6 protein-coding genes are annotated in these 14,182 nt (G+C 64.6%); 4 read left to right on the forward strand and 2 right to left on the reverse strand.

The window, feature by feature from the left end; all coding sequences use genetic code 11:
* Positions 1 to 59 precede the first annotated feature (59 nt).
* The 4 genes from Q0859_RS02490 to Q0859_RS02505 are packed head-to-tail and all read left to right on the forward strand — an operon-like array spanning position 60 to position 6,746.
* On the forward strand, positions 60 to 1,067 hold the full coding sequence (locus Q0859_RS02490) for a MoxR family ATPase (protein WP_299147306.1): 1,008 nt from the start codon (positions 60 to 62) through the stop codon (positions 1,065 to 1,067).
* Entirely contained in the window at positions 1,064 to 1,945 is an 882-nt protein-coding gene (locus Q0859_RS02495; protein ID WP_299147307.1) for a DUF58 domain-containing protein, read from the forward strand. Before Q0859_RS02490 ends, Q0859_RS02495 begins: the two co-directional genes overlap by 4 nt.
* Positions 1,942 to 4,707, forward strand: coding sequence for a DUF4159 domain-containing protein (locus Q0859_RS02500; RefSeq protein ID WP_299147308.1), 2,766 nt, complete (start codon positions 1,942 to 1,944; stop codon positions 4,705 to 4,707). Before Q0859_RS02495 ends, Q0859_RS02500 begins: the two co-directional genes overlap by 4 nt.
* Positions 4,704 to 6,746, forward strand: coding sequence for a hypothetical protein (locus tag Q0859_RS02505; protein ID WP_299147309.1), 2,043 nt, complete (start codon positions 4,704 to 4,706; stop codon positions 6,744 to 6,746). Before Q0859_RS02500 ends, Q0859_RS02505 begins: the two co-directional genes overlap by 4 nt.
* Here Q0859_RS02505 and pbpC read toward each other — a convergent pair.
* The gene (gene pbpC / locus Q0859_RS02510; RefSeq protein ID WP_299147310.1) at positions 6,743 to 8,689 is read right to left on the reverse strand and encodes a penicillin-binding protein 1C; all 1,947 of its coding nucleotides are present in this window, start codon (positions 8,687 to 8,689) and stop codon (positions 6,743 to 6,745) included. The two genes, Q0859_RS02505 and pbpC, sit on opposite strands and share 4 nt — an antisense overlap.
* A 35-nt stretch (positions 8,690 to 8,724) precedes the next feature.
* Positions 8,725 to 14,118 carry an alpha-2-macroglobulin family protein gene (locus Q0859_RS02515; protein ID WP_299147311.1) on the reverse strand — a complete coding sequence of 1,798 codons (5,394 nt, stop codon included), beginning with the start codon at positions 14,116 to 14,118 and terminating at the stop codon, positions 8,725 to 8,727.
* Between the last annotated feature and the right edge of the window lie 64 nt (positions 14,119 to 14,182).

Below are 14,182 nucleotides of genomic sequence, written 5' to 3' on the forward strand. Positions count from 1 at the left end.
CATTCCCTCTGAGGGTAATAGGTTATCAACTAGCATATATCCCGAATGAAAGAGATGTCATGACCGACGCGCAGGATCTTGTGGCCGAAATCGAAGCACTGGGGGGCAAGTTGGCCGAGGCCAAAGCCTCGATCACCAAACGCTTTATTGGTCAGGAACGTGTGGTCGAGTTGACCCTGTCTGCGCTGTTATGCGGTGGGCACGGGTTGCTTGTCGGCCTGCCGGGTTTGGGCAAGACCCGCCTGGTGGAAACCCTGTCGACTGTGATGGGACTGGATGGCAGCCGTATCCAGTTTACACCCGACCTGATGCCTGCCGATATTCTGGGTTCCGAAGTGCTGGACACCGCCGAGGATGGCAGCCGCGCTTTCCGCTTTGTCCCCGGCCCCATTTTTTGCCAGCTGCTGATGGCCGATGAGATCAACCGCGCCAGCCCACGCACCCAATCCGCCTTGTTGCAGGCGATGCAGGAAAAGACCGTGACCGTCGCCGGACAGGACCGCCCCCTTGGCATGCCCTTCCACGTGCTTGCGACCCAGAACCCGATTGAGCAAGAGGGCACCTATCCCCTTCCCGAAGCGCAGCTTGACCGCTTTCTTGTCCAGATCGACGTGCTGTACCCTGATCGCGCGACCGAGCGTGATATTCTGCTCGCCACCACAGGCACCGAAGACGCCCAGGCCACACCGGTCTTTTCCGGCGACGAGTTGCTTTCTGCCCAGACCCTCCTGCGGCGCATGCCGGTGGGGGACAGCGTGGTTGAGATGATCCTTGATCTGGTCCGCGCCTTCCGCCCGGACGAGGCTGACGCCTCCGATCAGGTCCGCGAAACCGTAGCCTGGGGTCCCGGCCCCCGTGCCGCGCAGGCCTTAATGTTGGCCGTGCGCGCCCGCGCGTTGTTGCAAGGCCGTTTGGCCCCCTCAGCCGAAGATGTCATCGACATGGCCCGCCCTGTCCTGTCCCACCGGATGGCGCTGAACTTTGCCGCCCGTGCCCGTGGGGACAGCCTTGCCGACCTCATCGAAACGACCGCCGCGACCCTCAGCCGTCAAGAGGCCGCCGCGTGATCACCCCCCTCGCCTTGCGCGAAAAGGCGGAGACACAAGCCGCCCGCCTGCCCGCCCTTCTGGCGCGGGCCGAGCATCTGGCAGGGGCCGTTCTTTTGGGCGATCACGGGCGACGCCGCGCGGGTCTGGGGGATGATTTCTGGCAATACCGCCCCGCGCAGATCGGGGACAGCCGCCGCATGATCGATCATCGCCGCAGTGCGATGGGCGATGTGCAGTTTGTGCGCGAACGCGAGTGGCAGATCGCGCAGTCCGTGATGCTCTGGGTCGATCAGGGCGCGTCCATGCGCTTTGCCTCCTCCGACAATCTGACGACGAAGGCAGAACGCGCCCGCGTGCTGGGGCTGGCCTGTGCGATCCTCCTTATTCGTGGCGGCGAACGTGTGGGCCTCACCGGAACCCAGTTACCCCCACGCCGGGGCAGCGCCCAGATCCTGCGTCTGGCCGAGATGTTCTCTCAGGACGATACCCAAGACTACGCGCCCCCCGAACACCGCGCCATGATCCCTCATGCGCGCGCCGTTTTCGTATCGGACTTCATGGGCGATATCGAGGCCGTGCGCACCGCCCTCACCAAGGCCGCTGACCGGGGCGTACGCGGTGTGTTGCTGCACACGCTTGATCCCGCAGAAGAGGCGTTTCCATTCAGGGGGCGCACCGTTTTTGAAAGCATCGGCGGCACAATGGAACATGAAACACTGAAAGCCTCCGATCTCAAGGAGCGTTATTTGGACCGCCTCGCCGCGCGCAAGGCCGAATTGCGACACCTCTGCGCCATTGCGGGCTGGCAGTACGGCCTGCACCACACCGACACATCCGCCCAGTCGGGATTGTTGTGGCTGTGGCGCGCCCTTGATGGCGGGCGGGCCCGCGCATGACCGTCTTTGGCCCCATCGGATTTACAGCACCCTGGTTGCTGATTGCGCTGATCGCCTTGCCGATCCTGTGGCTGATCCTGCGCGCGATTCCACCCGCCCCGATCCGTCAGCGGTTTCCCGGCGTGGCCCTGCTGCTTGGCCTTCAGGACGACGAGGCGGTGTCGGATCGCACCCCTTGGTGGCTGTTGCTGCTGCGCATGTTGGCCGTGGCCGCGATGATCATTGGGTTGGCTGGTCCGGTTCTCAACCCCGAGACGGATGCTGAAACCGGTGACGGGCCGATGTTGATCGTGATGGATGGCAGTTGGGCGGGGGCCGCGCAGTGGGCGCGCCAGATCGAAGCTGTCAGTGATACCCTGCGCCGCGCGGGGGCTGCGGGCCGCGAGGTCGCATTGCTGCATCTGGCGGCCCCGGCCCCGGCTGTCTTTCAGGCCGCCAATGCCATTTCGGCGCGCCTGCCCGGTCTGACCCCTGCCCCGTGGCAACCCCACAGTGCGGATGAGGTCAACGCAATGCTGCCCGAAGGGTCATTTGAGACTGTGTGGTTCAGCGATGCGCTCGACTATCCGGATCGTGCGCCCCTGCTTGAGACTCTTGAGGCCCGCGGCCCGGTGCGTGTCACCCAAACCGCGCTGGATGTGCTGGCGCTGACCCCCGCCGCTTATGTGGACGGGGCGGTTCAATTGACCGCCATCCGCGCACAGCCCGGCCCCGAACGGGGCGTCACCGTGCTGGCCCAAGGGCGCGATCCTGCGGGCAATGCCACAACGCTCGCCACCGCCAATGCCGTGTTCACAAGCGGTGAGATGACGGCAACCACTGCCTTGTCGCTGCCCGCCGAATTACGCGCCCGTGTCACGCGGTTCGAAATTCAGGGTGCACGCTCTGCCGGGTCGGTCACGCTGGTCGATGACAGTCTGCGCCGCCGCGAGGTCGCGCTGATCGCAGGACGTGAAGGGCGCGAAGGCCTCGAATTGCTCTCTCCACTTCATTACCTTGAACGCGCGCTGGAACCGACTGCCGATCTGCTCAGCGGCGCTTTGTCAGAGGTATTGCCGGCAAACCCGGATGTGATCGTGTTGGCCGATGTCGCCACCCTGTCCGAAGGCGAGGCAGAGAATCTGACCGAATGGCTGGACCAAGGCGGGCTGCTGCTGCGCTTTGCCGGGCCGCGTGTCGCCGCAAGCGACATCAGCCGCATCGATGAGGATCCGTTGATGCCCGTACGCCTGCGCGCCGGGGGGCGCAGCGTTGGTGGTGCGATGAGTTGGGGATCGCCCAAGACGCTGGCTGCTTTTCGCGAAGGGTCTCCGTTCTTTGGGCTGGACGCGCCCGAGGATGTGGCCATCACCGCACAGGTCATGGCCCAGCCCGACCCGACATTGGCCGAACGGGTCATTGCAGAGCTGAGCGATGGCACCCCGCTTGTGACCCGCAAACGGCTTGGTCAGGGCCAGATCGTGCTGTTCCATGTCACTGCCAATGCGGAGTGGTCCACCCTGCCTTTGTCCGGTCTGTTTGTCGAAATGCTCGAACGGCTGGCTGTGTCATCGACCAGTTCCGCACCCGAGGCCGGTGACCTTGAGGGCACCATATGGACCCCGCAGATCGTGATGGATGGTTTTGGCAGTTTGCGCGATGCAGGCGCGATGCCAGGCGTTGATGGCCCGTCGCTGGTGAGCGATCCGACCGGGCCTGACCTGTTGCCCGGTGTATATCTTTCGGGGGATCGCAGCCTCGCACGCAATGTGTTGACGGCGGATGCGACTCTGAGCCCCGCGACATGGCCCGCGCGTATTCCGGTGTCGGGTCTGACCATCGCCCCGGAACAACCGCTGGCCGGGTTGCTGCTGGCTGTCGCGATCTGTTTGCTGCTGCTGGATATCGTGGCCTCCCTTGCCTTGTCGGGTCGGTTGACGGGCGGTGTGCGCGCCACGCGTGTATCGGGGATCGCCTTGGCCGTTATCCTCGTCCTGCCAGCCCCTCACGCCCACGCACAACAGGATGACCAATCCCAGATTGCAGCCGCCTCCGAAGTCGTTTTGGCCCACGTCATCACGGGCGACCGCCAAGTAGACGAAATCGCAGAGGCGGGCCTGCGTGGTCTCTCGGACACCCTGTTCTTTCGCACCTCGATCGAGCCAGCGCCACCCATTGGCGTGAACCTGGAAGCAGACGAGTTGGCGTTCTTCCCCATTCTCTATTGGCCGATCACGCCCGACCAACCCCGCCCCTCGCGTGAGGCCTATACCAAGCTGAACGAATATCTGCGCTCCGGCGGCTTGATCGTTTTTGATACCCGCGACGGCGATATTGCGGGCTTTGGCACCACCAGCGGCAATGGGCGCAAGTTGCAGGACCTTGCCGCCCCGCTGGACATTCCCGCGCTTGAGCCGGTGCCGCGTGACCACGTGCTGACGCGCACATTCTATCTGTTGCAGGATTTTCCGGGTCGCCACGTGGGCGCGGATATCTGGGTCGAGGCCGCACCACCCGGTGCCGAACAGGTTGAGGGCATGCCTTTCCGCAACCTCAATGACGGGGTCACGCCCGTAGTGATCGGCGGCAATGACTGGGCAGCGGCGTGGGCTGTGACTTCGTCCGGTCAGGCGATGTTGCCTGTGGGCCGTGGCTTTGGCGGTGAGCGGCAGCGTGAACTGGCTTACCGCTTTGGCGTGAACCTCGTGATGCACGTGCTGACGGGCAATTACAAAAGCGATCAGGTTCATGTGCCTGCATTGCTGGATCGGCTGGGCCAATGACCGGAACTGTTCTGTTTGATCCCCTTTTGCCATGGGCAGTCCTCGCCGTGCTGGCCGTGCTGGTTGTCGGCGGGGTTGTGCTGGCCCTGATGCGTGGCCTTTCGGGCTGGGCCTTGCGCGGGGCGGCGGGCCTTGTGGTGCTGGCTGCGTTGTCGGGTCCCGCCCTGCAACAAGAAGACCGCGCGCCGCTGTCCGACATCGTGATCCTGGCCGAAGATCAAAGCGCCAGCCAACGCCTGCGCGACCGTCCTGCCCAAAGCATCAGTGCGGCGGACGCGCTTGAGGCCGCATTGATCGCGCGCGACAACACCGAGGTGCGCCGGATCACCGTCCCGGACGGGGATGAGGACGCAGGCACCCGCCTGATGACCGCCCTGTCGGACGCCTTGGCCGAAGAACCCCGCGCCCAGGTTGCGGGCCTGATCGCGATCAGCGATGGGCAAGTGCATGATCCCGATCTGCCCGTTGACCTGCCCGCCCCGCTGCACCTGTTGCTGAGTGGGAAAGACACCGATTGGGACCGCCGTCTGTTGGTCAAGAACGCGCCCGCTTTTGCGATCATTGGCGAGGCAGTAACCCTGACCCTGCGGATCGAAGACAGCGGTGCCGCACCAACCGATGTGGGGCTGGCCCCGCTCGATATCTCGGTCGATGGCGCACCTGCGCAGAGGTTTAACGTGCCTATCGGGCAGGATATCGACCTGCCCGTGACCCTGCCCCATGGCGGGCGCAACGTGATCCAGTTTTCGGTGCCCGAAGCTGAGGGCGAGTTGACAGACCGCAACAACACGGCCCTGATTCAGATGAACGGGGTCCGGGATCGCCTGCGCGTTCTGCTGGTCTCGGGTGAGCCCCATGCAGGCGGGCGCACATGGCGCAACCTGCTCAAATCCGACAGCTCTGTTGATCTGGTCCACTTCACCATCCTGCGCCCGCCTGAAAAACAGGATGGGGTGCCTGTGGGCGAATTGTCCCTCATCGCCTTCCCGACCCGCGAATTGTTCCTCGAAAAGATCGACGACTTCGACCTGATCATCTTTGATCGCTACAAACGGCGGGGGATTTTGCCTGCACTCTACCTCGACAATGTGGCGCGCTATATCCGCGACGGTGGGGCCGTTCTGGTCGCTGCTGGTCCCGATTTCGCAGGGGCCGACAGCCTTTTTCGCTCGCCCCTTGGTGCGGTGTTGCCAGCCCAGCCTTCGGCCCGCGTGATCGAAGAGGCATATCTGCCCAAAGTGTCCGAGATCGGGGAACGTCATCCGGTCACCACGGCCCTGCCAAATGCGGGCGATTGGGGGCGCTGGTTGCGTCAGATCGACGTTGATCCACGGTCTGGTACCACGGTGATGGAGGGCGTGGATGACCGCCCCCTCCTCGTGCTTGACCGAGTGGGTGAGGGGCGCGTGGCGCTGCTCGCCTCGGATCATGCGTGGCTGTGGAATCGTGGATATGAGGGCGGTGGGCCGCAACTGGAATTGCTACGCCGTCTGGCCCATTGGATGATGAAAGAACCGGAGTTGGAGGAAGAGGCCCTGACGGCCATTGCCACGGGCCAATCCATGCGCATCCTGCGCCGCACGCTTGAGGGTACAGCACCTCCGGTCACCATCACGGGCCCTGATGGCACGACCACGCAGCTTGATCTGAGCGAAGGCGCGCCCGGCCAGTTCGAGACCCGTTTTGATGGTCCTGAAATCGGCCTTTACCGGCTCGAGAATGGTGACCAAAGCACGGTGATCGGCCTTGGCCCTGCCGCGCCCAAGGAGTTTGAAGCAACCATCGCGACCCCCGACATTCTGGGGGAACGCGTCGCGGCCACCCGCGGTGGCGTGTTGCGCCTGCAAGGGGGTACGCCGCGCATCCGCGCCGTGCGCGAAGGACGCCCTGCTGCGGGCCGCGGCTGGATCGGCATTACGCCACGCAACGCCTATGAGACGCAGGATGTACGCCAGATGTCACTGCTGCCGCCGTGGTTGGTTTTGTTGCTGGCTGCGGGGCTGATCACAGGTGCGTGGCTGCGCGAGGGTCGCCGTTAGGGGCGTCGTTCCACTGCCACCCGCGCCGAACGACCCGCTGCGTCGATCACCGCAATGTCCGAAAAGCCGAGGCCTAGTGTGCCGATATCTATCTGTCGATGGCGCAGGTTCGAGGCGATGGGCGCGCCGTTCAACAGGACCGTCAGCGGCAATGCGCCCCCTTCGACTTTGATCACCGCATCGGCTTGGGCCAGCACGGCCCCGTCCGGTGGGAAAGCCACGGCAGGCCCAGTCACAGTGTCCTGCGGGGTGCCAAAGCGTTGCAGGGGCGCAGGCAGGTCTGCGGTGCTGAGCATCAGCGTGTCTGCGGGCGGTGGTGGGGCCGGGTCATAGGTGGGTTTGAGCCGCCCAAAGGCTTCGAACAGGATAGGGGCGGCGTGATCGCCCCCAAATGCGCCGGGCACCGGCGTACCGTCAGGCCGCCCCATCCAGACCCCAATCACGTGCCGCCCGTCATAGCCGAAAGCCCACGCATCGCGGTGCCCATAGGACGTGCCGGTCTTGTAGGCCAGTCCCGCAACCCCGTCGCGTGGCGGGGCAGTGCCACGCAGGATATCACCCACTTGCCATGCCGCACGGGGGGCAAGGATGCGGGCGCGGGGGATGTCTTCGCCGTCAAAGCCGACACGCGTTCCCAACTGCGCCAACCCTGCATAGACCCGCATCAAATCCTCAAGCGTCAGACCCAATCCGCCCAAGGCCACCGCCAATCCGGCGGTTCCTGACGGCAGGCGCGGTTCGGCCCCGAAGGCACGCAAGGTGGCCATCAGACGTTCCGGCCCCAACGCCTCTGTCAGCGCGACGGGCGGGATGTTCAGTGACATCTCCAACGCTTGGCGCGCGGTCACATCGCCGCGAAACTGTCCGTCAAAGTTCTGCGGTGCATAACGGCCAAACCGGGTGGGACGATCCGCAAAAACGGTGGCGGGATGCGCAAGACCCCGGTCAAAGGCCAACGCATAGATCAACGGCTTGAGGGTCGATCCCGGCGAGCGTTCCGCCCGCGTCATATCCACAAAGCCCAGTGCGCCGCGCGCGTCCGTATAACGAGGCGCACCGATACGGGCCAAAACCTCGCCTGTTTGATGATCTGCCACCATCAGTGCAATCGAAACCCCCGGCGCGAGCCCGGCGGCGTGGGTGCGCACAAGCCGCTCCATCTTGCGCTGAAGTCCGGCGGAGAGGTGGGTGTCGTGCCGCTGCGCTAACGGATCAGCTTGGCGCAGCGCATCCGCCATATGCGGGGCCAGCCGGGGGACAGGGCGCATCCGGCGTGGCACATCAGCCCGAACCCCGGCTGCCCCCACCCGCGCGAGAACCCGGTCGCGCGCCACCCGCGCGACACCTGCAAACCTGTCCGGGCGACGACTTTCAGGGGCTTGGGGCAAAGCGACCAGCAAGGCCGCCTCTGCTGGCGATAGACGCCATGGTTCTTTGCCGAACCACGTGAAACTGGCGCTGCGCACCCCTTCGATCCGCCCCCCATAAGGCGCGTGTTGCAGATAGAGATGCAGGATGTCGTCCTTGCTCAATCGCCGCTCGAGCGCCCAGGCCAGCCGCATCTGGCGCAGCTTGCCCCGCACCGACCCTGTGCCGGAATTTTCCAGCAGGCGCGCCACCTGCATGGTCAGTGTCGACCCCCCCGAAACGATCTTGCGCGACCAGATCGCCTGCCCCACAGCCCGCGCCATGGCCCGCGCGTCCACACCGTTGTGATCCCGGAACCGCTTGTCCTCGTAGGCGATCAACATGTCGATGAAATCAGCATCCACCGATCCCCGCGTCACGGCCAGCCGCAACCGCCCATCCTCGACCGGAAAGGCGCGCATGAGGATGTCATCGCGGTCCCGCATCTCGACCGAGGTTTCGCTTAGCGTTGGCGGGATCACGGTCGCGTCCACCCATATGTCCCACCGCTCGCGCACGAAGGCGACCGACAGCATCGCCAAGGCTATCGCAATAAGGGGACGATGCGGTTTCACTCGGTCACGACCGTTTCGCCGGTGGCTGTGATGGCGCGATATTCGGGCCGATACATGTCCTCGACCAGTGCGGCGGGGTGATGGAAGGTGCCGGGGCTGACGGCGCGCGCGATATAGGCCAGCTCAAACGCATCGGCCCCCCGTTGATCGACAGCAGCCAGAAAGCGGTCGGCGCGGAATTCGACATGTTGCACCGGTGCCTGACTCAGCCAGTCAAAGCCACTCACATCGCCCGATCTTATGAGGGTCGGGTTGTCGATTTCGATGCCCGCAGGCAGCGGATCGTCCACCATCAGCCGCGCACCCACCTCTTCAAACGGCGTAACGCGCAAGACAATCACTCGACGCTCGCCAACGGCCCATGGCCCCTCGACCGGGGTGCCCTCAAGCGTGAAGGCTGCGCGTATGATCTGGTATCCGTATCCGCCCGCTTCGGGTGGGGTCAGCGGCACACCATATGTGGTCAGCGTCACGTCCTGCGCCGCACCAGAGACGTTGCGGATGATCGACACCGCATCCCCGCGCCCGCGCGACTGCACCAGCGGCCCTGCCACGGGCACGTCATCAACGGTCAGGCTTGCAGGTCCCGTACCGCTGCGCAGGGCCTGCGCCGCCATCAGCACCTGTGCTGCCTCTTGGGTCGAATATTGACCCGATTGCGCGGTGATCGCACTGGCAAGTGTCGCGCGGTTCACGGCGGTGCTGCCCACTTCGGCGGCAAGGTGCAGAACACCCGCCGCATCGCGTAGTGGCGTGCCAAAATCGTCGCGCCATTGCTGCCTTCCGGGGCCTGCATTGACCGCCATATCCCCAGCCAGACCAAACATCCGGTCCGCCCGCGTTTGCTCCCCATAGCTGGCCAAGGCCGCCCCCAATTGCGCCCGCGCGAGCGGGGTGGCAAAAGCAGTGCCCTTGGTGTCGGCATAGTACCGCAAATCGCCAATCGACGCGGCCCCGGACCGCGCCAGCACCATGAGCGCATAGGCTATGTCCTCTCCCCCGGCGTCAAAGTCGGGCGCATAGTTGATCCGGTTGCGCAAGTTGTCCAAGGCCAACCGCACGGCACGTGCGGGGACGTTATAGCCCTGTTCCTGCGCACGCGTCAGGAAGTCAGTAACATAGGCATCCAGCCAGAACTCCCCCGCCTGGGCCTGCCACAACCCAAAGGCCCCGTTGCTGGCCTGACGGGTCAGCACGCGTGCAATCGCCTGATCCACGCGAGGCTTGATGTCGTCGATCCCCGCCGCACCTGCGACCTGTGGCGCATAGAGCAGCGGCAGTGCCGCTGATGTGACCTGTTCAGTGCACCCATAGGGGTAGCGATCAAGCTGGCGCAGTAGTCCCGGCATATCGAAACGCGCCAGTGGTCCTGCGGCGAGCGTCGCCCGCGCCGTGCTCCCATGCAAATCGGCGAGTACATTGTCGTCGAAGGTCAGGGCGGCCCCTGCATCCAGACTGAACCGCCGTGTGGTGGCGACAATCGGGTCGTTGGCACGCACGCCCAAGGTAAGCGCCTTGCGCAACACGGTGCCATCCGGTGTGGTCAAGGCCACGCGAATGCTGTGATCACCAACCGCGTCAGCAGTCACCGGCACAGCGACGCGCACCGTTCCTTGCGTACTCATTTCGATCTGATCGGGTGCGCTGCCGAGGATGACACCCTCTGCGTCGACTGCAAGCGTCATAGCCCCTGCATCTCCCGTTGCGTGCACAAATTCCAGCATCACACGGCTGCGATCCCCCGGCGCCAGAAAGCGCGGCACCGCCGCAGAGATCACAACCGGATCGCGTGCAACCATGTCCGCATTGGCCTGCCCGACGCCTGTGTTCGACCATGCCATCGCCATCAAGCGGATTGTACCGTTGAAATTCGGACGCGGCACCGGGATCACTGCGACCCCATCTGGCCCGACCTCGACGGGGCCGGAAAAGGCGGCCATCACAGCCTCGGTCGGCGGCGGCCCTTGGCGCTGCATCGCGGCACCCGCATCCCCGCCCGAGCGGACGGTGCCCGTTGCCCCGCTGCGCCCATCGATCAGCCGCCCGTACATATCGCGCAGATCAACACCCAGACGCCGCTGGCCGAAATAGTGCGCCTGCGGGTCGGGGGCGTCGAACCCCGTCAGGTTCAGCACGCCCACATCGACCGCCGCAAGTGTCACGTATCCCGTGGCCTCCTCCAGCCCATCCACGCGCACTTCGACATCTGTGCTTCCGGGCTGACCGTCGACGGCCAATGGGGCCTCGATGGACACGCTCAGCGCCTTTGCACCGGGGTCAATGGCCGCGTGGGCAAGGCCAAGGACGCGGCCCGGTCCGAACCCTTCGCCCGATCCACGCAAGGCTGAAGCCGTGACATAAGCCCCGGTGCCCCAATCCTCGGTCACGTCCAGTGGAATCACGTTTTCACCTGCAACCACTGGCACCACCTGGCGCGCAATCACCCCGTTTGACAGAACGCTCACCAGGGCCACGCCGTCAAATCCGGGCACGACTCGCAGTTGCGCTGTGTCCCCGATCCGGTAGCGCGCCGCGTCGAGCGACAGGGTCAGCCGATCCGGCGTGCTGCTGCTGTCCGTGCCCCCATACCAACCTGCTGCGAAACTGACCGAGCTTGCGGCATAAGCCCCCTCAACCGTTTCGACGACCACTTCGTAGTCGCCCCATTCGGTTGGCACCTCGATGCTTTGCGGTTCGCTCCCAAGTGTGATCTCTCCTTGGGCCACCCGCGTGCGCCGGGTTGTGGGTTCCCAATTCCAGTTGCCGAACAGTTGATACCATTGATAGCGCGTTTCGACTTTGTTGACGGTCCATTGCGCCCGCACCGCAGCACCGCCAAGCGCCACCAGATCGAACCGGGCGGTGCCGTTTTCGGGCAGAACATCCTCGAACCCCGGCCTGATCCCGATCACCATACCTGTCGACGCGATGGGCCGGGTGAGCGACCGTTCTACCGGGCGCCCACCACTGTCCGACACCCGCACCGTCGTGATCGCCTCAAGCAAGACGCCCTCGGCCGTGACATCGGGCCATGTGAGGGCGACATCTGCCTGTCCCGCGGCATCCGTGCGGCCCCCATCGAAAAAGACGCGCTGCGGCGAAAACTGCGCATCATGGCGGCCAAAGAAGTATCCCGGCCAGCCTGTGACGCTGTTGCGCCGTTGCACGCGCACATCGCCCTCAACCACCAAATCCGCCCCCGGTGCGCCGAACAGATAGCGGGCACCAACAGCAACGCGCGTGGGCGCTCCAATGCGCAAGGCCCCCTCGGGCAGGTTCAGATCCACTTCAATCCGGTCGGGAATAAAGTCTTCGACCAGTACGGTCTGACTGGCCAGTGGCGGAGCACCCACATCGCCCATCACCTCAATCCGCCATGTGCCGCGCGGCGCGGTCGTCGCAACGGGCAAGGCCATCACATGTCCACCCGCCCGGCCTTGGGTGCTGACTATGCGCGCGTATTCGACCCCATCGGGACGGAACAGAATTGCGGTCAGTGGCAGTCCGTTGATTGCACCGACCTTGGCGTCACGCACCAATGCTGTTGCATAGATCGTCGCACCGGGCCGGTATGCCCCTCGATCCGTTGTCAGGAACACATCGACGGGGGGGGCAGGTGGGCGACCCTCGACCCCACGGTCCGACAGGTCAAAAGCGGGATCGCTCAGCGGCAGGAACACGAAATCATCGCCCGTTTCGACTTGCAGCAGGGTCGGCGTTGCGGCCCCTCTGCCACGGGTCAATCCAGCCTCGAATTGCACGAATCCGTCTGCGTCCGTGCGCGCAGTGCCCAGGATCGCGTTGGCCTGCGAGATCAGACTGACCTCTGCCCCTTCAACCGCGCTTGCATCTCCAAGCGCACGCACCGCAGCCGTCAGCCCATCCGTCCCCTGCCAGCTGCTGATCCCAAGGTCGGACAGCACGAACCACTGCGAGGCGGGCAGCGTGTCAAAGCTGTCACTGCCCGGACGTTTGGCGGTGAGCACATAGATACCCGGCGCTTGATCGGCCAGCACATCACCCAAGGGCAGCAAGGTGCGCATTTCAGTGTTCAGTGTATTTTCCACATCTCCAGAGCCTTCCCAGATGACCTCGGCAATGTCTGTATTGAACTGATCCGCCTGCCATTGGGTCATGGGGCGGCCAAAGAAATCGCGCCGCATCGCCTGCACCAGATTGCGGTCACTGACCCGCGCAAGGGTCAGCGCCACGGTGTCCAGATTGACCGTTTCGACCGGAATGCTGGCCCCGGCACCGCGCGGCAGCACATAGCTGCGCCCCGGAAAGCGCACCACTGGTGCGCGGTCGCGGACATATTGGGTGAGGGTGATATCTTTGTTCAAGGTCTCGCCACTGGCCGCGGGCAGCCCGGAGCGCAGCGTGATGCGATACCGCTCACCGTGGCGCACCCCGTCAACGCAGAGCGTGCGTGCATCCACATCCACGACCAGCCCTTGGGTGTCGGTGCGCACGAAGGGTTCGTAATCCACACCCGCCTGCACCAGATCCTCGGAAAAGGTGGTGCAGATGCGCGGTGCGGCGCTGTTATTGTCCACTTGGGTTTCGACAACGCGGAAGCCATATTTTCCGATGGCACCGGTCAGGGCGGCCGCGATGTCATCGCGCGGTTGCAGCGCCTGCGCGAGCCGGAGTGCGCCGATCATCTCCCGCCCGCGCCCATTGCGTTCGAGCGCCTCGGCGTAAGTCTGCAACGCGGTCGCCTGTCCACCAACGGTCTTCGCGCGCAGGTAAGCGTTGAGCGCTGCGGGAACGGCCTCTTGGAGGGCATCGCGTCGCTGTCGGCTCGGGACATTCTCACCCAAGCGCTGCGCGATATAGGCGTAGCGCGCCCAGACATCCGGCGCATCGCTCAACGCGACAGCAGCGCCCGACCGCCGCAGAGCCACGGCACGCTCACCACGCTGCCACGCGGCGCGGGATGCTTCGATCAGAGCCTCAAGCGACTGCTCATTGACCGCAAACCGAAAACCCATGCGCGCGGCCAGAATACGCGCGGCCTCAATGTCGTCCTCGCTCACCCCCAATGCGGCAGCGCGTTGCGCAGCCGTCGTGTTTTGCGCTGCATCACCACGCACCCGCACCGCAGATTGCGCACCCGCATAGGGTTGGCGGTCGGTGATCGCAGATTTCGGGAAACAAGCGTTCGACCGGGTGTTGAACGTGAACGCAACGCATTGGTCATCCGCGCTGCACGCCCGCCGACAGGCCTCAACGGTGGTATCGAACAACGCAGTGCGGTCCGCGCCAAAGAAATCCATATCCTGGGTCAGAATATAGCGGTTTTCCGGCAGGATTTGCTGGGCCATGGCGGCGGGAACCATCAGGCAAACGCTAAGAAAACCGATGACGGCATAGATGGCACGACGCATGCGTGATCTCCGATAAAGTGGGCACAATACGCGCCAACCTGCCACGCGTAGGGCGGGGCATGCA

Source organism: uncultured Tateyamaria sp., from assembly GCF_947497045.1.
Classification (GTDB): Bacteria; Pseudomonadota; Alphaproteobacteria; order Rhodobacterales; family Rhodobacteraceae; genus Tateyamaria.

What these genes read in the sequence shown, in the direction of transcription:
- Q0859_RS02490 (WP_299147306.1), top strand. Translation starts at nt 60, where the DNA reads ATGACCGACGCGCAGGATCTTGTGGCCGAAATCGAAGCACTGGGGGGC.
- Q0859_RS02500 (WP_299147308.1), top strand. Translation starts at nt 1,942, where the DNA reads ATGACCGTCTTTGGCCCCATCGGATTTACAGCACCCTGGTTGCTGATT.
- Q0859_RS02505 (WP_299147309.1), top strand. Translation starts at nt 4,704, where the DNA reads ATGACCGGAACTGTTCTGTTTGATCCCCTTTTGCCATGGGCAGTCCTC.
- pbpC (WP_299147310.1), bottom strand. Translation starts at nt 8,689, where the DNA reads ATGCTGTCGGTCGCCTTCGTGCGCGAGCGGTGGGACATATGGGTGGAC.
- Q0859_RS02515 (WP_299147311.1), bottom strand. Translation starts at nt 14,118, where the DNA reads ATGCGTCGTGCCATCTATGCCGTCATCGGTTTTCTTAGCGTTTGCCTG.